Source organism: Nonomuraea sp. B12E4, assembly GCF_039871825.1.
Lineage (GTDB): Bacteria > Actinomycetota > Actinomycetes > Streptosporangiales > Streptosporangiaceae > Nonomuraea.
This window is the reverse complement of the sequence record NZ_JBDPME010000007.1, coordinates 83,394-104,023: the sequence shown is the minus strand read 5'-3', so window position 1 is coordinate 104,023 and position 20,630 is coordinate 83,394. Positions and strand designations below refer to the sequence as shown.

The 20,630-nt window shown below is 72.7% G+C and carries 19 protein-coding genes; 6 read left to right on the top strand and 13 right to left on the bottom strand.

Features of this window, described 5'->3' with window-relative positions; all coding sequences use genetic code 11:
• Positions 1 to 72: 72 nt before the first annotated feature.
• Together ABGB18_RS18250 and ABGB18_RS18245 are read right to left on the bottom strand one after the other, a co-directional pair.
• The gene (locus tag ABGB18_RS18250; protein ID WP_347696704.1) at positions 73 to 1,305 is read right to left on the bottom strand and encodes a multidrug effflux MFS transporter; all 1,233 of its coding nucleotides are present in this window, start codon (positions 1,303 to 1,305) and stop codon (positions 73 to 75) included.
• 93 nt (positions 1,306 to 1,398) lie between these two features.
• Entirely contained in the window at positions 1,399 to 2,175 is a 777-nt protein-coding gene (locus ABGB18_RS18245; RefSeq protein ID WP_347696703.1) for a VOC family protein, read from the bottom strand.
• Between the two features lie 146 nt (positions 2,176 to 2,321).
• On the opposite strand from ABGB18_RS18245, the gene ABGB18_RS18240 reads away from it, so the two are divergent.
• Positions 2,322 to 3,230, top strand: coding sequence for an ABC transporter ATP-binding protein (locus ABGB18_RS18240; protein ID WP_347696702.1), 909 nt, complete (start codon positions 2,322 to 2,324; stop codon positions 3,228 to 3,230).
• The gene (locus ABGB18_RS18235; RefSeq protein WP_347696701.1) at positions 3,227 to 4,009 is read left to right on the top strand and encodes an ABC transporter permease; all 783 of its coding nucleotides are present in this window, start codon (positions 3,227 to 3,229) and stop codon (positions 4,007 to 4,009) included. Before ABGB18_RS18240 ends, ABGB18_RS18235 begins: the two co-directional genes overlap by 4 nt.
• A gap of 13 nt (positions 4,010 to 4,022) precedes the next feature.
• Here the strand turns inward: ABGB18_RS18235 and ABGB18_RS18230 are convergent, their stop codons facing one another.
• Entirely contained in the window at positions 4,023 to 5,201 is a 1,179-nt protein-coding gene (locus tag ABGB18_RS18230; protein WP_347696700.1) for an MFS transporter, read from the bottom strand.
• Positions 5,202 to 5,344: 143 nt separating this feature from the next.
• Here ABGB18_RS18230 and ABGB18_RS18225 point away from each other — a divergent pair, with 143 nt between their 5' ends.
• Positions 5,345 to 6,304 carry an EamA family transporter gene (locus ABGB18_RS18225; protein WP_347696699.1) on the top strand — a complete coding sequence of 320 codons (960 nt, stop codon included), beginning with the start codon at positions 5,345 to 5,347 and terminating at the stop codon, positions 6,302 to 6,304.
• 254 nt (positions 6,305 to 6,558) lie between these two features.
• Here ABGB18_RS18225 and ABGB18_RS18220 read toward each other — a convergent pair whose 3' ends face one another.
• From ABGB18_RS18220 to ABGB18_RS18185, 8 genes are read right to left on the bottom strand one after another with little or no spacing between them, the layout of a single operon-like run.
• Positions 6,559 to 7,227 (bottom strand): GntR family transcriptional regulator, encoded by a 669-nt coding sequence (locus tag ABGB18_RS18220; RefSeq protein ID WP_347696698.1) that lies wholly within the window; start codon positions 7,225 to 7,227, stop codon positions 6,559 to 6,561.
• 15 nt (positions 7,228 to 7,242) lie between these two features.
• Positions 7,243 to 8,271: an ornithine cyclodeaminase family protein gene (locus ABGB18_RS18215; protein ID WP_347696697.1), complete on the bottom strand. Its 1,029-nt coding sequence runs from the start codon at positions 8,269 to 8,271 to the stop codon at positions 7,243 to 7,245.
• Entirely contained in the window at positions 8,268 to 9,269 is a 1,002-nt protein-coding gene (locus ABGB18_RS18210; protein WP_347696696.1) for a proline racemase family protein, read from the bottom strand. Before ABGB18_RS18210 ends, ABGB18_RS18215 begins: the two co-directional genes overlap by 4 nt.
• A 13-nt stretch (positions 9,270 to 9,282) precedes the next feature.
• Complete coding sequence (locus ABGB18_RS18205) at positions 9,283 to 10,284, bottom strand: proline racemase family protein (protein ID WP_347696695.1); 1,002 nt, start codon at positions 10,282 to 10,284, stop codon at positions 9,283 to 9,285.
• The gene (locus ABGB18_RS18200) at positions 10,281 to 11,174 is read right to left on the bottom strand and encodes a dihydrodipicolinate synthase family protein (RefSeq protein WP_347696694.1); all 894 of its coding nucleotides are present in this window, start codon (positions 11,172 to 11,174) and stop codon (positions 10,281 to 10,283) included. Before ABGB18_RS18200 ends, ABGB18_RS18205 begins: the two co-directional genes overlap by 4 nt.
• Positions 11,175 to 11,199: 25 nt before the next feature.
• Positions 11,200 to 12,618 carry an NAD(P)/FAD-dependent oxidoreductase gene (locus ABGB18_RS18195; RefSeq protein WP_347696693.1) on the bottom strand — a complete coding sequence of 473 codons (1,419 nt, stop codon included), beginning with the start codon at positions 12,616 to 12,618 and terminating at the stop codon, positions 11,200 to 11,202.
• Positions 12,615 to 12,857 (bottom strand): (2Fe-2S)-binding protein, encoded by a 243-nt coding sequence (locus ABGB18_RS18190; protein ID WP_347696692.1) that lies wholly within the window; start codon positions 12,855 to 12,857, stop codon positions 12,615 to 12,617. Before ABGB18_RS18190 ends, ABGB18_RS18195 begins: the two co-directional genes overlap by 4 nt.
• On the bottom strand, positions 12,854 to 14,026 hold the full coding sequence (locus ABGB18_RS18185) for an FAD-binding oxidoreductase (protein ID WP_347696691.1): 1,173 nt from the start codon (positions 14,024 to 14,026) through the stop codon (positions 12,854 to 12,856). The genes ABGB18_RS18190 and ABGB18_RS18185 overlap by 4 nt, the downstream gene beginning before the upstream one ends.
• Positions 14,027 to 14,125: 99 nt before the next feature.
• Between ABGB18_RS18185 and ABGB18_RS18180 the strand changes: the two genes are divergently transcribed.
• Together ABGB18_RS18180 and ABGB18_RS18175 are read left to right on the top strand one after the other, a co-directional pair.
• The gene (locus tag ABGB18_RS18180; RefSeq protein WP_347696690.1) at positions 14,126 to 15,103 is read left to right on the top strand and encodes a COX15/CtaA family protein; all 978 of its coding nucleotides are present in this window, start codon (positions 14,126 to 14,128) and stop codon (positions 15,101 to 15,103) included.
• Positions 15,104 to 15,164: 61 nt separating this feature from the next.
• Complete coding sequence (locus ABGB18_RS18175; protein WP_347696689.1) at positions 15,165 to 15,863, top strand: ElyC/SanA/YdcF family protein; 699 nt, start codon at positions 15,165 to 15,167, stop codon at positions 15,861 to 15,863.
• Here the strand turns inward: ABGB18_RS18175 and ABGB18_RS18170 are convergent.
• Both ABGB18_RS18170 and ABGB18_RS18165 read right to left on the bottom strand, forming a co-directional pair.
• Positions 15,851 to 17,032, bottom strand: a complete 1,182-nt coding sequence (locus ABGB18_RS18170; protein ID WP_347696688.1) for a PrsW family intramembrane metalloprotease — start codon at positions 17,030 to 17,032, stop codon at positions 15,851 to 15,853. The genes ABGB18_RS18175 and ABGB18_RS18170 overlap by 13 nt on opposite strands.
• A gap of 287 nt (positions 17,033 to 17,319) precedes the next feature.
• Positions 17,320 to 18,261 (bottom strand): heme o synthase, encoded by a 942-nt coding sequence (locus ABGB18_RS18165; protein WP_347696687.1) that lies wholly within the window; start codon positions 18,259 to 18,261, stop codon positions 17,320 to 17,322.
• A 256-nt stretch (positions 18,262 to 18,517) separates the two neighbouring features.
• Between ABGB18_RS18165 and tkt the strand changes: the two genes are divergently transcribed.
• On the top strand, positions 18,518 to 20,626 hold the full coding sequence (gene tkt, locus ABGB18_RS18160) for a transketolase (RefSeq protein ID WP_347696686.1): 2,109 nt from the start codon (positions 18,518 to 18,520) through the stop codon (positions 20,624 to 20,626).
• Positions 20,627 to 20,630 lie beyond the last annotated feature (4 nt).

The window sequence follows — 20,630 nt, the reverse complement described above, 5'->3', positions numbered from 1 at the left end:
TGCCGTAATTCCTTCCCGGACCACAAACGGTTCGGAGCAGGGACGGAATGGAATTCATCACGCAGGCAAGCCTTACCTAAGTTGCGCCCTGCCCAGCAGGGCGAAGGTCAAGGCCGAGCAAAGGATGAGCCCGAGCATGAGACAGGCCATGGGCACGGCACTGGCCGATCCGACCAGCCCGACCAGCGGCGCCGCGGCGGCGCCCAGGGCGAACTGGAGCACGCCGAGCAGGGCGGAGGCGCTGCCCGCCACCTGCGCGGGCTGCGAGGCCAGCGCCAGCGCGCCGGTGCCGGGCAGCACCAGGCCCTGCCCGAGCATGATGACGAACAGCCCGCCCACGATGCCCCACAGGCCGAGCCCGATGAGCGCGGCCGACAGCAGCAGCCCGGCGCCCGCCATGCCGGCGACCAGCCCGGCGCGCACCAGCAGGGCCGGCGGCACCCGCCCCGACAGCCGCCCGCCGAGTTGCGCCATGGCGGTCAGGGCGAGCGCGTTGAGGCCGAAGATGAGCGAGTACTGCTGGGGCGTGGCACCGTACACCTGCTGGAGCACGAACGGGGAGCCGGAGATGTAGCCGAACATCGCCGCGAAGGCCAGCCCCGCGGTGAGCGCGCAGCCCATGAAAGAGCGGTCGCGCAGGAGCCGCCAGAACGTGGCCGCGGTGTGCTTGAGCCCGCCGCTCTCCCGCTGCCCGGGCGGCAGCGTCTCGCGTACGCCCGGCAGCGCCGCCAGCAGCAGGACGAGCCCGGCGGCGCTGAGCGCCACGAACACGCCCCGCCACGAGGTGAACTCCAGCAGTTGGGCCCCGGCGATCGGCGCGAGGATCGGCGCCAGCCCGCTGACCAGCATGAGCGTGGCGAAGATGCGGGCGATGGCGGCGCCGTCGTACAGGTCGCGGACCACGGCGCGGACGATCACCAGGGCGGCGCCGCCCAGGATGCCCTGGAGCAGGCGGCAGGCGATGAGCACCGGCACGGTGGGGGCGAACGCGCACAGCAGCGAGGCCGCCATGAACCCGGCCACGCCCACGAGCAGGGGCACCCGCCGGCCGCGTACGTCGCTCACCGGCCCGGCGATCACCTGGCCCACGGAGACGCCGATGAGGCAGGCGGTGAGGGTGAGCTGGACCTGGGCGGGGGCGCTGCCCATCTCCGCGGTGATGGCGGGCAGCGACGGGAGGTACATGTCGATGGACAGCGGGCCGATCGCCGACAGCGCGCCGAGGATCAGGAGTAACAGCCGACGGCGGGTCCTCCTCTGCTCGTCGGGCTCGACGGCGGCGGACGTGGCTGCTGCCACGGTCATCAGGGGCCCCTCTCCCTCGCAGGCTCGTTGGCCCACGAGGGCCGAGGGGAAAACTACTGTTTGGGTCTCCCTAATTCCCGGTTATCAGATATTTCAGTCGGATTGGTGGAGCTGGATGATGGAGAAGGCGGCGCCCTGCGGGTCGGTGAGTATGGAGAAGCGGCCGGGCGGCGCCTCCGCCCCGCAGACGGCCATGTCCGCGCCGGCCCGCTCGGCCGCGGCGGCGGTGGCGTCGAGGTCGGCGACCGCGAAGTAGGTCATCCAGAAGGACGGGGTCGACGGCGGGTAGTCGGCGGACATCTCCATCATGCCCGCGACGGTCCGGTCGCCCGCGCGCCACTCGGTGTACTTGGAGCCCTCGATCTCCAGCAGGTTGGGGGTCCAGCCGAAGACGGCCGCGTAGAAGCCCTCGGCGGTGGCCAGGTCGCGGGTGACCAGCTCGTTCCAGCAGAAGGAGACGGGCTCGTTGACCAGCTCGGCGCCGTGGTGGTCACCCGCCTGCCAGGCCGAGCAGAACGAGCCGTCGGGGCTCTGGAAGACCGTCATGGTGCCCTCGGCGAAGACCGGCGCCGGCTCCATGACGACGGTCCCGCCGGCCTTCCCGACCCGCTCGGCGAGGGCGACGGCGTCGTCGGTGGCGACGTACATGTTCCAGGACGAGGCGCCCGGCGCCCCCATGACCGGTCCGAGGCCCGCGACCCGCCTGCCCTGGTGGACGAACATGCCGTAGCCGCCGGCCTGCGGATCGCCGGCCATGTCGGCCTGCCAGCCGAAGATCTCGCCGTAGAAGCGGGCTGCAGCGCTGACGTTGGTGCTGGACAGGTCCACCCAGCACGGAACTCCGGGGTCGTACCCACTGCGTTGCGACATTGCCACCTCCTGTGACGTGGACTCACCCGCCAGAGTTTCACTGTTGACGCGGACTTTCCCGTGAATCTCCGGGTCATGGCCTGTCCATATCCGGCCATCGTCACCTGCGGGCCGGACCGGCCACCGGGGTCCCTAAACTCGTGACCATGGGATCCCCAGCCGTCGAGATCATCGACCTGGTCAAACGTTACGGCGGCAACACCGCCGTGGACGGCCTCACGCTCCGCGCCGGACGCGGGGCGGTCACCGCGGTGCTCGGGCCCAACGGCGCTGGCAAGACGTCCACGGTCGAGATCTGCGAGGGATTCCGCCGGGCCGATTCCGGCACGGTCCGGGTGCTCGGGCTCGCGCCCACGGCGGCCGAGCTGCGCCCGCGCGTGGGCGTCATGCCGCAGGGCGGCGGCGTTCCGCCCGCCATGCGCTGCGCCGAGTGGCTGCGGCTGGTCGCGCGCTTCTACGCCCACCCGCTCGACTCCCGGGCCCTGCTCCTCCGGCTGGGGCTCGCCGAGCACGCCCGCACCCCGTGCCGGCGGTTGTCGGGCGGGCAGCAGCAGCGCCTGTCGCTGGCCGCGGCCGTCATCGGGCGGCCGGAGCTGGTCTTCCTCGACGAGCCGACCGCCGGGCTCGACCCCCAGGCCAGGCACGCCTGCTGGGACCTGGTGGCCGAGCTGCGCGGGGCGGGCGTGTCGGTGGTGCTGACCACGCACCACATGGACGAGGCCGAGCGGCTGGCCGACCACGTCGTGATCCTCGACGGGGGGCGGGTGGTGGCCGAGGGCACCCCGGCCTCGCTGACCGGGGCCGAGCGGCAGCTCAGGTTCCGGGCCCGGCCCGGGCTGGCGCTGGAGGAGCTGCTCAACGCGCTCCCGGCGGGCAGCGCGGCCAAGGAGTCGCCCGCCGGGCACTACATCATCGAGGGCCTGGTGGCTCCCGAGCTGCTGGCGACGGTGACGGCCTGGTGTGCGGCCGAGGGCGTCACGGCCGACGACCTGCGGATCGAGCGGCGCACCCTCGAAGACGTCTTCCTGGAGCTGACGGGCAGGGAGCTGCGATGACGACGACCGGCGGCACCGCGCTGGACTTCACCCCCGCGCCCGGTGCGGCGCCCTTCCCGCGGATGGTGCTCGCGCAGGCGGGCGCGGAGGTCCGCGCGATGCTGCGCAACGGCGAGCAACTGCTGCTCACGCTGATCATCCCGGTGCTGCTGCTGGTCGGCTTCTCGCTGGCGCCGCTGATCGACATCGGGGCCGGCCGGCGGGTCGACTTCCTGGTCCCCGGCGTGCTGGCGCTGGCCGTCATGTCCACCGCCTTCACCGGGCAGGCCATCGCGACGGGCTTCGAGCGCCGGTACGGGGTGCTGCGGCGGCTCGGCGCCACCCCGCTGTCCAGGGCCGGGCTCATGCTGGCCAAGACGGCGGCCGTGGTGGCCGTGGAGGTCATCCAGGCGGCCGTCATCGTGGGCGTGGGCCTGGCGCTGGGGTGGCGGCCGCACGGGTCGTTCCTGAGCGCGGCCCTGCTCGTCGTGCTGGGCACGGCCGCGTTCAGCGGGCTGGGGCTGCTCATGGCGGGCACCCTGCGGGCGGAGGCGACGCTGGCCGCGGCCAACCTGGTCTACCTGGTGCTGCTGGGGGCGGGCGGGGTGGTGTTCCCGCTGTCGAAATACCCGGCGGGGGCGCAGCCCGTCCTGGAGGCGCTGCCCATCTCGGCGCTGACCGGCGGGCTGCGTACGGTGCTCGCCCACGGCGGGGCGCCGCCGCTCGGCTCCCTGGCGGTGCTGGCCGCCTGGGCGGTCGTGACGCTGGCCCTGGTCTCCCGCACCTTCCGGTGGGAGTGACGGCCGCTCGCCCTCACCCGGGCAGCGGCTGGGGGTCCTCGTCCTTGCCGTAGCGGCGCCGGGTGAGGGCGGCGACCACGGTCAGCGGGACCACGGCGGCCGCCGCCAGCCCGAACAGCAGGGCATACCGGCCGGACTCGGCCAGCGGGCCCGCCGCCCACGACGAGACCGCGCTGCCCACGAACAGCGCCGAGGCGAAGAACGCGATGGTGGTGCCCCGGGCGCCGGGGACCACCGAGGTGGCCCAGGTCTGCAGAGAGGAGTGCAGGAACGACCAGCCGCTGCCGAGCACCAGCGCCGTCACGGTCACGGTGGCCAGGTTCACCTGCACCATGACGATCACGAACCCGGCGCACAGCTGGGCCCCGCCCGCGGCCATCAGCACGGGCGTGGACCAGCGGCTCGTCAGCCGCTTGACGACCTTGGAGACGAGCCACAGGCCCAGCCCGTACGCGGTGATGCCGAGGCCCGCGACGGCGGCGGCCACCCCGGTGTGCTGCAGCGCGGTGGCCAGGAACGGCAGGCAGCCCAGCATGATCGCCCCCTCGGTGAAGGCCAGCCCGAACACCAGCAGGGCCCACCGGTGCCCGAGCACCATGCCCAGGAAGCGGCGCACCCCGGCGTTCCGCTCGGCCTCGGCGCGGGGCGGCTCGGGCAGCGAGCGCAGCGGGAGCGCGCAGGCCAGCGCGCACAGGGCCGGGACCATGAAGGCCACCCGCCAGTCCAGCAGGTCGGCCACCACTCCCCCGAGTCCCGTGGCCATGGCGGTGCCGAGGGCGGAGACGCCCATCAGGTCCGTCAGGGCGCGCTGCCGCACGGAGGCGTGGAAGGTGTCGCCGACGTAGGTGAGGCTGGTGGGGATGACGGCGCCGAAGCAGGCTCCCGTCACGACCCTGGCCACCACCAGCGCCCCCAGGGCCGGCATGAGGGCCGAGGCCAGGCCGGCCAGCGCCGCACCGTACAGCGCGCCGCGCATCACGCGTACGCGGCCGTAGCGGTCGGACAGCAGCCCCCACAGCGGCTGGGTGAGCCCGTAGGCCAGGTAGTAGCCGCTGGCGGCGGTGACGGAGGCGGCCAGCGAGACCTTCAGGTCCATGGCGATCAGTACGAGCATGGGGCTGACGGCGAAGCGGTCGAAGGTGCTGACGAATGAGGCCACGGACAGGGCCGGCGGCGGGCGGGTGAGACTCACGGGAGGGGCGGGGGCTTTCATACGTCCTGGTGCGACTCGTCGAAGCGAATGATCTGATCAGAAGTAGTACCACTCTAAATCCGGACATGTCGCCCAGCTTGAGTAGGCTGTGCCGGTTGCCCTCACCTCAACAGAGGAGTTCCGTGACCGCCTTCGCCCTGGACGACCCCCTCGACCGCGGCCCCGGCCTGCCCCGGCCGGGAAGCCTCCTGCGCACCGCCGCCGACTCGATCCCGCCCTCCGGGCTCGTCCTGCTGGGAATCCTGTCGGTGCAGCTCGGCGCCGGGTTCGCCAAGGAGTTGTTCGCGGCGCTGCCGCCGAGCGCGGTGGTGTTCCTGCGCATCGTGGCCGGGGCGCTGATCATGGGGGCCGTCGCCCGGCCGCGGCTGCGGGGCCTGTCGTGGCGTTCCTGCGCGGTGGGGCTCGGCTTCGGCGTGACGCTCGCCGTGATGAACCTGTCCTTCTACGAGGCCCTGTCTCGGCTGCCGATGGGGATCGCGACGGCGATCGAGTTCCTGGGGCCGCTGGGCGTGGCGGTGGCGGCCTCGCGGCGCAGGATCGACCTGTTGTGGGTGGCGCTCGCCGCGTCGGGCGTGGCCCTGCTCACACCGTGGGGCCAGTCCGGCGGCACGGCGGCGGCGGTGAGCTGGGCCGGGATCGGGTTCGCGATGCTGGCGGGGGCCTGCTGGGCGGGCTACATCCTGCTGGCCGCGGCTGCCGGGCAGCGCTTCCCCGGGACGACGGGGCTGTCGTTCGCGATGATCGTGTCGGCCGTGCTCATCGCGCCGGTCGGGATCACGACGGGCGGGACGGACCTGCTGCGGCCGGAAACGCTGCTGATCGGGCTCGGGGTGGGGCTGCTGTCGTCGGTGATCCCGTACACGCTGGAGTTGCAGGCGCTGCGCAGGATGCCCAAGCACGCGTTCGGCATCCTGATGAGCCTGGAGCCGGCCGCGGCGGCGCTGATCGGGGTGCTGCTGCTGAGCGAGGTCCTGCACCTGCGGCAGTGGGCGGCGGTCGTCTGCATCGTGGCCGCCAGCCTGGGCTCGACCCGGATGGGCAGGCGGCGCAGGCGGCGCGCGGCCGGCGAGACGCCGGAATAACCGCCGCGCGCCCGTGGGATGGGGTCTCGGGCGCGCGGCGGGGGGCTCGGCCCTTGCGGTGGGCGGTGAGCCGAGCCCCGCGGAGGTCAGCGGAGTGCGGGTGTCCGTCTGACCAGGCTGCTGCCGCCACCGCGGTCGGGGGGGCGGCCGGTCCGATGAAGGACCAGGAGGTCCGGGGCCGCCGGCGGTCACCAGATCGGGCCCGCAAAGAGAGTATCGCTCCCGGAGAGTGTGTGATCCCGAAATATCGGAACTTAGTGCTCGGCCCAGATGCCGCGGACGTGGCCGATGTGCTCCGCCATGATGCGCCCCGCGGCCGCGCTGTCGCCGCCCTTGAGCGCGTCGAGCAGGGCGAGGTGCTCCCTGGCCGAGTCGCCCAGGGTGCCGCGCTGGGAGAGCTGCGACAGCCCGTAGAGCCTGGCCCTGTTGCGTAGATCACGCACCACCGTGACCAGGTGGGCGTTGCCGGACAGGGCCAGCAGCTCGACGTGGAAGCGCAGGTCGGCGTCCACGTGCGCGAGCAGGTCGCCGCGCTCGCTGGCGGAGACGATCTCCTCGGCGATCGGCCGCAGCCGCTCGAACTGCTCCGCCCGCGAGCTGTCGGCCAGCCGGGCGACCGTGGGCACCTCGATGAGATGGCGGATCTCGGTGAGCTCGTCGAGGTCGCGGTCGGACAGCTCGGTCACCCGGAAGCCCTTGTTGCGCACCGCCTCGACCAGGCCCTCCTTGGCCAGGTCGAGCATGGCCTCGCGGACGGGCGTGGCCGAGACGCCGAACTGCGCCGCCAGCACGGGCGCGGAATAGACCACCCCGGGGCGCATCTCACCGGTGATCAGCGCGGCCCGCAACGCGTGCGCGACCTGCTCGCGCAGACTCTGCCGCTCGCCCACCATCGGCAGGTCGAGCCGGTCCTCGGCAGCCATCCGCCCATTCCTTCCCTAAGTCCACGCCTCGAAAGCGGTGGCCGCGACCACCAGGTCCTCCCACGCCATGCCCGTGCTCTTGAACACCCGCGGCCCGGAACCGGTCGCCACCCCGCCGGAGATCAGCTCGGCGAGGTTGCCGGCGAGATGGCCAGTGGGGATCGTACCGTGACGCATCGGGATGATCACGTCACCGGCCTCCCGCATGGCCGTCGCCCTGGCCTCGACGACCACGGTGGCGCGGGCGACGAGGTCATCGTCGAGCTCGCGGGCGTCGGCCTCGTGGGAGCCGACCGCGACGACGGTGGCGCCGTCGCGGGCGAGCTTACCGGGGAACAGCGGTTCTCTCGCGGTCGTGCAGCACGCGACGAGATCCGCCCCTGCCACCGCCTCCGCCACCGCGTCGCTCAGCGGGCCTGCCGCCGCCCCTGCCGCCGCGTCCGTCGTCCTGCCGGTCGCCGCCCCTGCCGCCGGGTCCGGGCCGGCGGTCAGGGACCGGGCGGTCAGGCCCAGCGCGCGACAGCGTTCGGCGAGCGCCGCCGCCCGGCCCGGGTCGCGGCCGACGACCGTCACGTCGTCCACCGGCCGTACCGCCGCCAACGCGAGCACGTGCCCCCACGCCTGCGGCCCGCTGCCGAACACCACCAGCTTCCTGGCCGCCGGGTCGGCCAGGTGCCGGACGGCGAGCGCCGACACGGCGGGGGTGCGCAGCGAGGTGAGCGCGATCCCGTCCAGCGCGGCCAGCGGCGTCAGGGTGTCCCCGTCGAACAGCAGGTACGTCCCCTGGATCCGGGGCAGCCCGCGCCCCGGGTTGCCGGGGGCGATGGTGACCGCCTTCACCCCCGCGTACCGCCCGCCGCCGGGCCGGCCGACCGACGCGGGCATCAGCAGGAGCTGCCCGGCGGGCAGGTCCACGATGGGCCGCTGGGGCGTGTCCTCCGGGTCGAGCCCGGCCCGCAGCGCCTCCTCCAGGAGGTCCACGGCCCGCTCGACCGGCACCAGCCGCTCCACCGTGGCGGCGTCGAGGTAAGGCAACCCGGTCATCGCAGCGTGAACCCCGTCCCGATCGGGTCCTCCGGGTCGAGCTCGAAGGAGTGCCGCCCGGTGCGGTAGGCCATGCCCTCGATCTCGGGGACGATCCCGCCCGCGACGACCTCGGCCACCCGGGCGCGGAACACGCTGCCCACAATGCCGCTGTGCAGCAGCGGCCCGCGCAGCCCCGAGTCGTGCAGCAGCGCCAGCCGGGCCGAGGTGCCGGACCCGCAGGGTGAGCGGTCCACCTCCCCGTCGGCGAACACCGTGACGTTGCGCTGGTGGGCCATGCCGTCGGTGTCCGGCAGCTCGTCGTGGAAGATCACGCCGTAGACGCCGGACAGCCGGTCGTCGGCGGGATGCAGGGTGGCCGGGTGGCCCGCCAGGTCGGCCTTGATCCGGCGGGCGTGGCCGATGAGCTCGGTCAGGTGCACGGGCTCCACGGACAGCCCCAGGGACGCGGCCGGCACGGAGGCGTAGATCGCCCCGCCGTAGGCGAGATCGACCTTGACCCCGCCGGCCGGGACGTCGCGGGCGATGACGTACGACGGCACGTTGACGAACGTCACCGCCCGGACCCGGCCCCCGGAGCAGCGCACCCGGGCCGTGACGCGCCCGGACGGCACGTCCACGACCACGTCCGTCTCCCCGTCGGGGCCGGCTTCGATCAGGCCCTCGTGCACGGCGTAGGCGCCCAGCGCGATGGTCCCGTGGCCGCAGGCGGTGGAGAAGCCGTCCTTGTGCCAGAACAGCGCCCCGAACGCCGCCTGGGCGGTACCGTCCGGGGGGCCGCCGGATGGGTCGTCGGGCGGGACGAGGAAGCACCCGTACATGTCGGCGTGACCGCGCGGCTCGTGGCAGAGCAGCCGCCGCACGTCGTCCAGCTCGGCCATGGCGGTGACGCGGCGCGCCGCCACGTCGGCGCCGCGGATCTCGGGCACGCCGCCGGTCACGATCCGGAACGGCTCCCCGCCCGTGTGGTAGTCGACGGTCGTGATCACGGTGGTCATGTACGGGGCTCCCTCACAGCTCGAACCCGGCCGGGAACGGGTCGGTCGGGTCGAGGAAGTACTGGGCGGTCCCGGTGACCCAGGCGCGCCCGGTGATCGACGGCACGACCGCGGTCGCGCCGCCCACCGTGGTCTCCTCCAGCAGCCGGCCGATGAACCGGGTGCCGATGAACGACTCGTTGACGAAGTCCCGGCCGAGCGGCAGCTCCCCGCGGGCGTGCAACTGGGCCATCCGGGCGCTGGTGCCGGTCCCGCACGGCGAGCGGTCGAACCAGCCCGGGAAGATCGCCATGGCGTGCCGGGAGTGCTGGGCGTCGGAGCCGGGCGCGGCGAAATAGACGTGGTGACAGCCGCGGATGCGGTCGTCCTCACGGTGCACCGGCTCGTCGGTGGCGTTGATGGCGTCCATGGTGGCCAGGCCGGCGGCGATGATCTCGTTCTTCGCCTTGCGGTCGAAGGGCAGGCCGTAGGAGTCGAGGTCGACGATGGCGTAGAAGTTGCCGCCGTAGGCCAGGTCGTACGGGATCTCCCCGAACCCGGGCACCGTCACGGAGGCGTCGAGCCGGTCGCAGTAGGAGGGCACGTTGCGCAGCGTCACCGCCGTCGCGTGGCCGTCCTCGACGGCCACGTCCACCTCGACCAGCCCGGCGGGCACCTCCAGGCGCACGGTCGTGACCGGCTCCACGACCTCCACCATGCCGGTCTCGACGAGCACGGTGGCCACGCCGATCGTGCCGTGCCCGCACATCGGCAGCAGCCCCGACACCTCGATGAACAGCACGCCCCAGTCCGCGTCCGGCCGGGTGGGCGGCTGCAGGATGGCGCCGCTCATGGACGCGTGGCCGCGCGGCTCGGTCACGAGCAGGGTGCGGATGTGGTCGAGATGGTCACGGAAGTAGAGCCGCCGCTCGGCCATGGTCGCGCCGGGGATCACCCCGACGCCGCCGGTGATCACGCGGGTGGGCATGCCCTCGGTGTGGGAGTCAACCGCATGAAATACCCGCTTTGTCCTCATCGCAGCCCTTCTACCAGTGCCTTCTCCGTGGCAGCCCGCACGATCGCCGCCTGCTCGCCGGTCAGCGGCTGCCTGGGCTGCCTGCAGGGGCCACCGTAGCGGCCCGCGAGATCCATGGACAGCTTGATCGCCTGCACGAACTCGGTCTTGGAGTCCCAGCGCAGCAGCGGGTGCAGCTTGCGGTACAGCGGCAGCGCGGTGTCCAGGTCACCGGCAACCGCGGCCCGGTAGAGCGCGACGCTGGATTCGGGCAGCGCGTTGGGGTAGCCGGCGATCCAGCCCACCGCCCCGCCCACGGCGAGTTCGAGCAGCACGTCGTCGGAGCCGATCAGCACGTCCAGCCCGGGCGCGAGCTCGGCGATCTCGTACGCCCTGCGCACGTCCCCGCTGAACTCCTTGATCGCCACGATCAGCCCCTCCTCGTGCAGCCGGGCCAGCAGCGCGGGAGTCAGGTCCACCTTGGTGTCGTAGGGGTTGTTGTAGGCCACGATCGGCACGCCCGCGCGAGCGACCTCGCGATAGTGCTCGACGACGGCCCGCTCGTCGGCCCGGTAGGCGTTGGGCGGCAGCAGCAGCACCGAACCGCAGCCCGCCTCGCCCGCCTGCTCGGCCCACCGGCGCGACTCGGCCGCGCCGTACGCGCCGACCCCGGCCATCACGTTGGCGCCGCCGACGGTCGCGACGGCGGTCTCGATCACCTTGCTCCGCTCCTCCGGCGTGAGCGTCTGGTATTCGCCGAGCGAGCCGTTGGGCACGACGCCGTCGCAGCCGTGCTCGACCAGCCAGCGGCAGTGCTCCGCGTAGCCGTCGAGGTCGACCGACAGGTCCTCGTGCAGGGGCAGCGCGGTGGCCACCATGACGCCGTGCCAGGGTTTGCTGCGGGTGTCCATGAGAAAGTCCTCCAGGTCGTGAGGGTCAGTGAGCGGTCTTGTCGGTGGTGTCGCCTGCGGTGCCGCCCAAGGTGCCGTTCTGGGCGCCCGGGGTGCCGTGGCCCGAAGAGCTGCCTGGGGTGCCGTTCGCGGCGCCCGCGAGGTCGCTGAGGGCGCCCAGGGCGACGGGCTGGGCGATGGGCCGCCGGGGCGGCCGTTCGGGCTCGCCGGCCAGGCAGGAGACGGCGTAGCCGCAGATGCGGCCCTGGCACCAGCCCATGCCGGGCCTGGCCAGCAGCTTGATCGAGCGGGCGTCGGTGGCGCCGAGGTCGCGGGCCTCGCGTACCCGCGCCAGCGGCACCTCCTCGCACCGGCACACCAGGGTGTCGGCGCGCAGCCAGCCCTGCCAGCCGGCCTTGACGGGGTAGGCCCGCTGCAGGGCCGCGCCGAAGGCCCGGCCCCGGTCGCGCCGCCGGGTCAGCACGCCCGCGGCCGGGCGGCCGGCGATGGAGCGGCCGGCGAGGCGGCCCTCCAGCTCGGACTGCTCCCAGCCGCCCACCCCGGTGGGCTCGCCGGCGGCCCAGACCCCCGGCACGGTCGTGCGCTGGGCGGCGTCGACGCTCAGCACGGGGCTGCCGTCCACGTCCTGGCGGGTGCCGCAGCCGAGTTGCACCCCGAGCTCGATCTGGGGCACGAAGCCGTAGCCGACGGCCACGGTGTCGCACTCGACGACGCGGGTGGCGAGAACGTTCCAGTCCTGGTCGAGGCGGGCCACGGTGACGGCCTCGACCTCGCGCTCGCCGTGCGCGGCGACCACCGCCCGCCTCGTCCGATACGGCACCCGGTGCCGGACCAGCGAGGCCGCGTAGCCCGCCGCCTCGCCGGCCTTGCCCAGGGCCAGCAGCGGATGCCCGGCCAGGCCGAGGCCGCCGCCCGCCTCGTACACGCCGAGCACCCGCGCGCCCGCCCCGGCCAGGCCGGTCGCCACGGGCAGCAGGAACGGGCCGGTGCCGCCGACCACGACGCGCCTGCCGGGCACCACGCCGTTGCCCTTGAGCAGCGCCTGCGCGCCGCCCGCGGTGAACACGCCGGGCAGGTCCCAGCCGGGGAAGGGCAGCGGCCGGTCGTGCGCGCCGGTCGCGATCAGCAGCCGCCGCGCCCGTACGGCCACCGGCCCGCCGCCGGGGGCGTTGCAGTGCACGGTGAAGTCCCCCTCGCCGTCACGGGAGACATGCCACGCCTGGTGCCGCAGCAGCAGGTCGGCCCGCTCGCCGAGCATCCGCCCGAGCCGCAGGAACCGCGCCAGCCCGGATTCCGCGCTGGGTGCGGCCGTGTGCCGGAAGTACTGGCCGCCGAGCCGCGCGCCGGAGTCGACGAGCGCCACCCGCAGCCCGGCCAGGGCCGCCGTGAGCGCGCCCGCCACCCCCGCGGGACCGCCGCCGATCACCACCAGGTCGTACGTCACGACGTCGTCACCTCGTCACCGGGCGCGGCCTCCAGCATGCAGGCGCGTTCGGGAGCCCGCCCGTTGACGGAGATCAGGCAGTCGAAGCAGACGCCGATCCCGCAGAACAGCCCGCGCGGCCGCCCGCCGAACCGGGTGGTACGCCACGAGCGCACGCCGGCCGCGTGCAGGGCCGCGCCGATGGTCTGGCCGGGCACCACGGCCACCCGCCGCCCGTCGATCGTGATGTGGAACGTCAAAGGGACTCCTCCGAGAAACGATCCGGCCGGAAGGGTTGCAGGTCCAGGTCGGGCGCCTGATCGGTGAGGACCTGCGCGAGCAGGTGCCCGGTCGCCGGGGCGAGCCCGATCCCGGCCCCCTCGTGCCCGCACGCGTGGTAGAGGCCGGGCCGGCGCGGATCGGCGCCGATGACGGGCAGATGGTCCGGGCAGTACGGCCGGAACCCGCAGTAGGACCGGATGGCCCGCACGTCGCGCAGTGCGGGGAAGAGCGCGACCGCCTGCTCGGCCAGCCGGGCGAGCACCGGCACCGACGTCGTCCGGTCGAACCCGACCCGCTCCCTGCTGGCCCCGATGAGCACGGTCCCCGCGGGGGTGCCCTCGACGACGGCGGAGGTCTCCAGGCCCGCCGAGTCGCTGGCCACGTTCGTCACGTAGGCGGCGGTGTAGACCTTGTGCTTGATGAGCGGCTCGGGCAGGGGCTCGGTGACCAGGATGAACCCGCGCCTGGGCAGGACGGGCAGGGTCACGCCCGCCAGCGCGGCCACCTCGCCGCCCCAGGTGCCCGCCGCGTTGATCACCGCGCCGCCGAGCACGTCGCCGTGGGAGGTGCGCACGCCCGTCACCCGCTCGCCCGAGCGGAGGAAACCGGTCACGGAGACCCCCAGGCGCAGGTGCAGCGTGCCCCGGCCGAAGCTGTCCGCGCCGTCCCTCAGCAGGCGGGCGGCGGCCAGCATGGGCTGCACCTGCGCGTCCTGCGGGTAGTGGACGCCGCCGGCGAGCCCCTCGGCCAGGTTCGGCTCGTAGTCGCGCAGCTCGGACTCGGACACCAGACTGTGCTCCAGGCCCTGCTTGCCGGCCAGCTCCACGAGCGCTCGCTGGATCTCGCCGGTCTCGGCGACGACCAGCCCGCCCTTGGGCTCGAACTCGAACCCTCCGTGCCGCCCGGCCCCGGCCCGCCTGTCGTGCCGCTCGGCGAGCGAGCGCCACAGCCGGTTGGACAGCACCGCCAGCTCCAGCTCCGGCCCCGGCTCCTTGTCGGACACCAGTACGTTGCCCTCGCCGGAACCGGTCGTGCCGCCCGCCACCGGCCCCCGGTCGACCACGGTCACGTCCAGGCCCGCGCGCGCGGCGTAGTAGGCGCACGCCGCCCCCACCACTCCGGCGCCGACGACGATCACGTCGGACATCAACACCTCCCAACAGTAATATGTCACATACCTTGACGGCTTGGAAGCCCCGGGACGACCAGTGACGAGACCGGCTGCTCCCGCACGTACCATCGATGCGTGAAGCTACCCACCGACCACCCCAGCCCTCTCGTGCGTGGCCTGTTGTCCTTCTGGGCACCCACCGCGGCGTCGATGCGGGGCTGGGCCCTGGCCTCCGTGGTGGTCAACGCGGGCATCGCGGTGACCGGCGCGGGCGTGCGCGTCACCGGCTCCGGGCTCGGCTGCCCGAGCTGGCCGAGATGCACGCCGGACAGCTTCATCCCGGTCGCGCACCCCGAGGTGTCGATGCTCAACATGCTCGTGGAGTTCGGCAACCGGCTGCTGACGTTCCTGGTGCTGGCGGTCGGGGTGGGCTGCGTGCTCTCGGCGCTGCGGCTGGCGCCGCGCCGTCGCTCGCTGGTGCTGCTGGCGTGGCTGCAGCCGGTCGGCATCCTGGCGCAGGCGCTGTGGGGCGGGCTCGTGGTCAACACGATGCTCAACCCGTTCACGGTCGGCATGCACTTCCTGATCTCCACCGGCCTGATCGCCGCCTGCTGGATGCTCTACTCCCGGTCGGGCGAGGGCGACGGCCCGGTCCGGCGGGTCACCCACCGCGACATCCGCAGGCTCGGCCACGTGCTGCTGGCGGCGGTGTTCGTGCTGCTGGTGGCCGGGGTGACGGTGAGCGGCACCGGCCCGCACTCGGGCGACGACCGCGCCTCCCGCTTCGACCTGGACATCGAGGCCATGGCACGGCTGCACGCCGACCTGGTCTACATCGTGGTGGGGCTGACGTTCGCGCTGGTGTTCGCCCTGCACATCGGCAACTCGAAGGGGCCGGCCAGGCGGGCGGCGGCGACGCTGCTCGGGGTGGAGCTGGTCCAGGGCGTGATCGGCTACACGCAATACTTCCTGGCCGTGCCCGCCGCCCTGGTCCTGCTGCACGTGCTCGGCTCCACCCTGGTCTGGATCGCGGCCCTGCGGGTGGTCACCTCGTTGCGCACCCGGGCCCCGCAGCCCGACCACTCCCCCACCGAAGTTCCCGCCACCGTCTGACAAGATATGCCAGGGTATGGGGTGTTAAGTCGGCCACTCCCCCACCGTAAAGGTGTGTAATTTGCCCAAGATCGTCCGCCCCGATCGGAAGACGCTGCGCAGGGCCTACCAGGGACTGGTGGCACTCAGCGTGCTCACGCTCGCACCCATGACCTGGGCCTGGCTGGGCAGCACGGCCCACCGGGTGACGGCCGGGGCGGCGGGCTGGCTGAGCCGCGTCCCCGGCACGCAGGCCGCGCTGGTGCTCGGCGCGGGCCTGTACGACGGCACACATCCCTCGCCGATGCTGGTCAGCAGGCTCGACCTGGCCGCCGAGCTCTACCGGGCGGGCAAGGTGCACGCCCTGCTGCTGTCGGGCGACAACAGCCGCAAGGACTACGACGAGCCCACGGCCATGCGTGACTACCTGCGCGGCAAGGGCGTGCCCGACGCGATGATGGTGCTGGACTACGCCGGGTTCGACACGTGGGACTCCTGCGTACGGGCGCGCGAGGTGTTCGGGGCCGAGCGGATCACCGTGGTGACGCAGGAGTTCCACCTGCCCAGGGCCGTGACGTTGTGCCGGACGGCCGGGCTGGAGGCGTTCGGGGTGGGTGACGACTCGACCGTCAGGTTCGCCGCGGCCACCTACGTCTACGCCGCCCGCGAGTTCCTCGCCGCCGCCAAGGGCTTCGCCGACGCGCTGATCCTCCACTCCGACCCGGTCTACCCGGGACCACGCGAGGTCTCGCTCAGAAGGATCCTCGATCAGTCCGCGTAGCCGGGCGGCGGGGCGCCGGGGACGGCCCTGGCGTTGATGATCGGCATCGGGAAGTCGGCACGGGCGGTGCTCATGCACTCCAGCAGGGCCCGCTGCTCCTCGTGGAAGAGCTGCTCGTCGACCATGTGGCGGGCAGCCCGCTCGTGCAGCAGGCCCAGCTCGGTGGCGGCGAGCTGGTAGTCGCGCATCGCGCGCAGCCCGCGCTTGCCGCCGTAGGCCCGGGCCCACTGCCTGGCCTGGCGGCGCCGCGGGAACGCCGACAGCATGAAGATGTCGGCCTGGGTGACCAGCTTGGTCGGCTCGTAGGGCGGCAGGTAGCGCTGGATGAGCGCGACGATGCGGCGCCGGTCCCTGAACACCACGCCGATGAGCACGATCAGCACGACCAGCAGCACCAGGTAGGCCACGACCAGTCCGGGGAAGCCGCCGTAGGAGGCCAGGCCGTTCCACAGGCCGTGCAGGATCATCGCGCCCGACCAGCCGGCCAGCACGTAGAACACCCGCTCGGAGCCGCCGCGCTGGGCCGCGTAGGCCACCCCGACCCCGATCATGGAGCTGAACAGCGGATGGGCCAGCGGCGACAGGATGCCGCGCAGCACCACGGTGACGGCCAGGCCCTTGACCCCGGCCTCGGAGTTGAGCGCGGCGATGTAGTAGCTGACATTCTCGCTCATGGCGAAGCCGAGGCCGACCATGCTGGCGTAGATGACGCCGTCGGTCGGCCCGTCCAGCTCCGCCCGGCGGAACTTGAGCAGCCCCAGCAGCACCAGCCCCTTCATCGTCTCCTCCACCACGGGCGCGCCGAACGTGGCCGCGATGTTGCGGGCGCTGGCCTCCGAGAGCTTGGCGGTGTCGATGATGTAGTGCAGGTTGAGCGAGTTGATCACACCGGCGACCAGGACCGCGATGCCCGCGCCCCAGGCGAAGGCGAAGATCAGGTTGCTGCGCGGCTCCGGCTCCAGCCGGTCGAGCGTCAGCACCGCCGCCAGCAGCAGCGGCACCGGCGCCAGCGCCAGCATGAGGGCGATGAAGAACTGCACCGGGGCGCCGTTGAACAGGACGTCGAAGGAGAAGGAGACCAACGCGCACATGCCGGTGAGGACCAGCCCGAGGATCAACACGGAAGACGGGCGGTCCTTCAACACCCAGCGTGGATCACGGGTCGCCATAGGGTGACTTTAACGGATCAGAGTGCCGGGGTCCGTGTGGGTCTTCGCAGTGCCGGTCGACGCCGGGAATGCCGTGATCGACCTGCGGTGTCCTGTGCCCGACGGCGAAGCGCTCGTGCAGCAGGCCGGCGAGGCGGGTGCGCACGCCGTGGCAGTCGGGTAACGCCGGTCGGACCCGGCGGCCGGCCCGTGCCCGTGGCCCGCGCTCATACCGCCTCCCTGAGGTGCTCCCGGCTCAGGTCGAGCAGCATCCGGACGTGGGCGTCGCCCCCCGGCCAAGGGGACGATCAGGACAGCAGCGGGTCGATCGCCACGGCGAGGAAGAGCAGCGCCAGATAGGCGTTGGACCAGTGGAAGAAGCGCATGGGCCGCAGCGCGAGGCCGGTCTTGCCGGCGTTGAGCCGGGCCAGCAGCCGGTGCACCTCCCACAGGCACACGGCGCCGAGCACGGCCGCCACGATCGGGTAGAACATCGTGGTGCCCGCCACCGGCCACAGCGCCAGCGAGCACAGCACGGTCGCCCAGGTGTAGGCGATCGACTCCAGGACGACCCGCCGCTCGGTGGCCACCACCGGCAGCATCGGCACCTTGGCCGCCGCGTAGTCCTCCTTGTAGCGCATGGCCAGCGTCCAGGTGTGCGGCGGCGTCCAGAAGAACACCACCCCGAACAGCACCAGCGGCGCCCAGTCGAGCCGGTCGGTGATGCCCGCCCAGCCGATCATCACCGGCATGCAGCCCGCGATGCCGCCCCACACGATGTTCTGAGCCGTACGGCGCTTGAGGATCATCGAGTAGACCAGCACGTAGAACAGGATCGCCGCGGTGGACAGCGACGCGGCCAGGCCGTTGGTGGTCACCCACAGCCCGGCGGTGGACAACGCGCCGAGCACGATCCCGAAGATCAGCGCGCCACGCGGCGACACCTGATGCCTGGCCAGCGGCCTGCGGCGGGTGCGGCGCATCTTCTGGTCGATGTCGCGATCCACGTAGCAGTTGAGCGCGTTGGCGCTGCCCGCCGATAGGGTGCCGAACACCATGACCGAGATGGACGTCCACAGCGGCGGCAGGCCACCTGCCGCGAGGAACATCACCGGCAGCGTCGTGATCAGCAGCAGCTCGATGATCCGCGGCTTGGTGAGCGCGATGTAGGCCTTGATGATCATGCCTACCGAGCGCGGCGCCTCGGGCGGAGCGGGCGCCGTCGCCTGCCTGTTGGTCAGCACCGTCAAGGCGCTTCCAGCCTGTGCGGAGTCAACGCGTAACCTCTGATAAGAGCGGATCCATGGGCGGGCGCCGTGACGCCCCTGCGAACAAACAAACTGTAGTCGCAGGGTCGGCCGGTCCGGCCAATGGGGGGCTTGCGCCATACATGGACCCGCACGGGTGGAATGGGAATCGACGCCACGTCCACTCGGTTAGGGTCCCGTGTTGGGCGGGACCGCCGACCGGCGAAACAATGACAACTAGATTCCGGAGACCGAGCACTTGAGCACCGAACTCGTGCCAGCCCTCGAATGGGGCGACCTCGACAAGAAGGCCGTCGACGTCATTCGGGCCCTGGCGATGGACGCAGTGGAGAAGGCGGGCTCGGGGCACCCCGGCACCGCCATGAGTCTGGCACCCGCCGCCTACCTGCTGTTCCAACGCGTGATGCGCCATGATCCGACGGACCCGAACTGGCTCGGCCGCGACCGTTTCGTGCTGTCGTGCGGCCACACCAGCCTGACGCTCTACATCCAGCTCTACCTGTCCGGCTACGGCCTGACGCTGGACGACCTGCGGCGGCTGCGCCAGTGGGACAGTCTCACCCCCGGTCACCCCGAGCACGGGCACACGGCGGGCGTGGAGACCACGACGGGCCCGCTGGGCCAGGGCCTCGGCAACGCGGTCGGCATGGCGATGGCCGCCCGCCGCGAGCGGGGCCTGTTCGACCCCGACGCCGCGCCCGGCGCCTCCCCGTTCGACCACTTCATCTGGTGCTTCGTCAGCGACGGCGACATCGAGGAGGGCATCAGCCACGAGGCCAGCTCCCTGGCCGGCCACCAGAAGCTGGGCAACCTCATCGTCCTGTACGACGACAACCACATCTCCATCGAGGACGACACCCTGATCGCCAAGTCGGAGGACGTCGTCGCGCGCTACGAGGCCTACGGCTGGCACACCCAGAGCGTCGACTGGACGGCCACCGGCGACTACGTCGAGGACGTCGAGGCCCTCCTCGCCGCGCTGGAGGCGGCCAAGGCAGAGACCGACCGGCCCTCCTTCATCCGGCTGCGCACGATCATCGGCTGGCCCGCGCCCAACAAGCAGAACACCGGCAAGATCCACGGCTCGGCCCTGGGCGAGCCGGAGGTCGCCGCCACCAAGGAAGTCCTGGGCATGGACCCGGCCAAGACCTTCGACGTGCCGGACGCGGTGCTGGAGCACGCCCGCGACATCGCCCGGCGCGGCCGCGCCCTGCACGCCGAATGGGAGAAGGGCTACGCCGAATGGCGTCTGGCCAACCCCGAGCGGGCCGCCGAGCTCGACCGCATCTCCCGCCGCGAGCTGCCCAACGGCTGGGCCAAGGCGCTGCCGTCGTTCGAGGCCGGCGCGTCGATCGCCACCCGCAAGGCCTCCGGCGAGGTGCTGGGCGCGCTGGCGCCGGTGCTGCCCGAGCTGTGGGGCGGCTCGGCCGACCTCGCCGAGTCCAACCTGACCACGATGAAGGGCGAGCCGTCCTTCATCCCGGAGGAATACCAGACCAAGGACTTCCCCGGTAACCGCTACGGCCGCACGCTGCACTTCGGCATCCGTGAGCATGCCATGGGCGCCATCCTCAACGGCATCGCCCTGCACGGCGGCACCCGCCCGTACGGCGGCACGTTCCTGGTCTTCTCCGACTACATGCGCCCGTCGGTGCGGCTGGCCGCGCTGATGAAACTGCCGGTCACGTACGTGTGGACGCACGACTCCATCGGCCTGGGCGAGGACGGCCCGACCCACCAGCCGATCGAGCACCTGTGGGCGCTGCGCGCGATCCCCGGCCTGGACGTGGTGCGCCCGGCCGACGCCAACGAGACCGCCTACGCCTGGAAGGCCGTGCTGCAGCACACCGACCGGCCCGCGGCCCTGGCGCTGACCAGGCAGGGCCTGCCGGTCCAGGACGGCACCAGCGCCGAGGGCGTGGCCCGCGGCGGCTACGTGCTGCGCGAGGCCTCCGACGGCCAGCCCCGGGTCATCCTCATCGCCACCGGCAGCGAGGTGGAGATCGCGGTGAACGGCCGGGAACTGCTGGAGGCGCGCGGCATCCCGACCCGGGTGGTGTCGATGCCGTGTGTCGAATGGTTCAAGGGGCAGGACTCCGCATACAGGCAGACCGTGCTGCCGTCGTCGATCCGGGCTCGGGTGGCGGTCGAGGCGGGCATCTCGCTCGGCTGGCACGAGTTCGTCGGCGAGTGCGGTGAAGTGGTCGGTCTCGAACACTTCGGTGCCTCCGCCCCGTACAGGACGTTGTACGAGCAGTTCGGCCTGACGGCCGAGCGCGTGGCGGCGGCGGCGAAGGCGAGCCTGGCCAAGCTGGGGCAGGAAAAGGGCGAGACGACGGGAAACTGACAAA

Bases quoted from the DNA above. Each gene is read 5' to 3' on its own strand.
- ABGB18_RS18200 (WP_347696694.1), bottom strand. From the start codon at position 11,174: ATGGACACCCGCAGCAAACCCTGGCACGGCGTCATGGTGGCCACCGCG.
- ABGB18_RS18240 (WP_347696702.1), top strand. From the start codon at position 2,322: ATGGGATCCCCAGCCGTCGAGATCATCGACCTGGTCAAACGTTACGGC.
- ABGB18_RS18185 (WP_347696691.1), bottom strand. From the start codon at position 14,026: ATGTCCGACGTGATCGTCGTCGGCGCCGGAGTGGTGGGGGCGGCGTGC.
- ABGB18_RS18245 (WP_347696703.1), bottom strand. From the start codon at position 2,175: ATGTCGCAACGCAGTGGGTACGACCCCGGAGTTCCGTGCTGGGTGGAC.
- ABGB18_RS18205 (WP_347696695.1), bottom strand. From the start codon at position 10,284: ATGAGGACAAAGCGGGTATTTCATGCGGTTGACTCCCACACCGAGGGC.
- ABGB18_RS18220 (WP_347696698.1), bottom strand. From the start codon at position 7,227: ATGGCTGCCGAGGACCGGCTCGACCTGCCGATGGTGGGCGAGCGGCAG.
- ABGB18_RS18170 (WP_347696688.1), bottom strand. From the start codon at position 17,032: ATGGCGACCCGTGATCCACGCTGGGTGTTGAAGGACCGCCCGTCTTCC.
- ABGB18_RS18250 (WP_347696704.1), bottom strand. From the start codon at position 1,305: ATGACCGTGGCAGCAGCCACGTCCGCCGCCGTCGAGCCCGACGAGCAG.
- ABGB18_RS18215 (WP_347696697.1), bottom strand. From the start codon at position 8,271: ATGACCGGGTTGCCTTACCTCGACGCCGCCACGGTGGAGCGGCTGGTG.
- ABGB18_RS18235 (WP_347696701.1), top strand. From the start codon at position 3,227: ATGACGACGACCGGCGGCACCGCGCTGGACTTCACCCCCGCGCCCGGT.
- ABGB18_RS18210 (WP_347696696.1), bottom strand. From the start codon at position 9,269: ATGACCACCGTGATCACGACCGTCGACTACCACACGGGCGGGGAGCCG.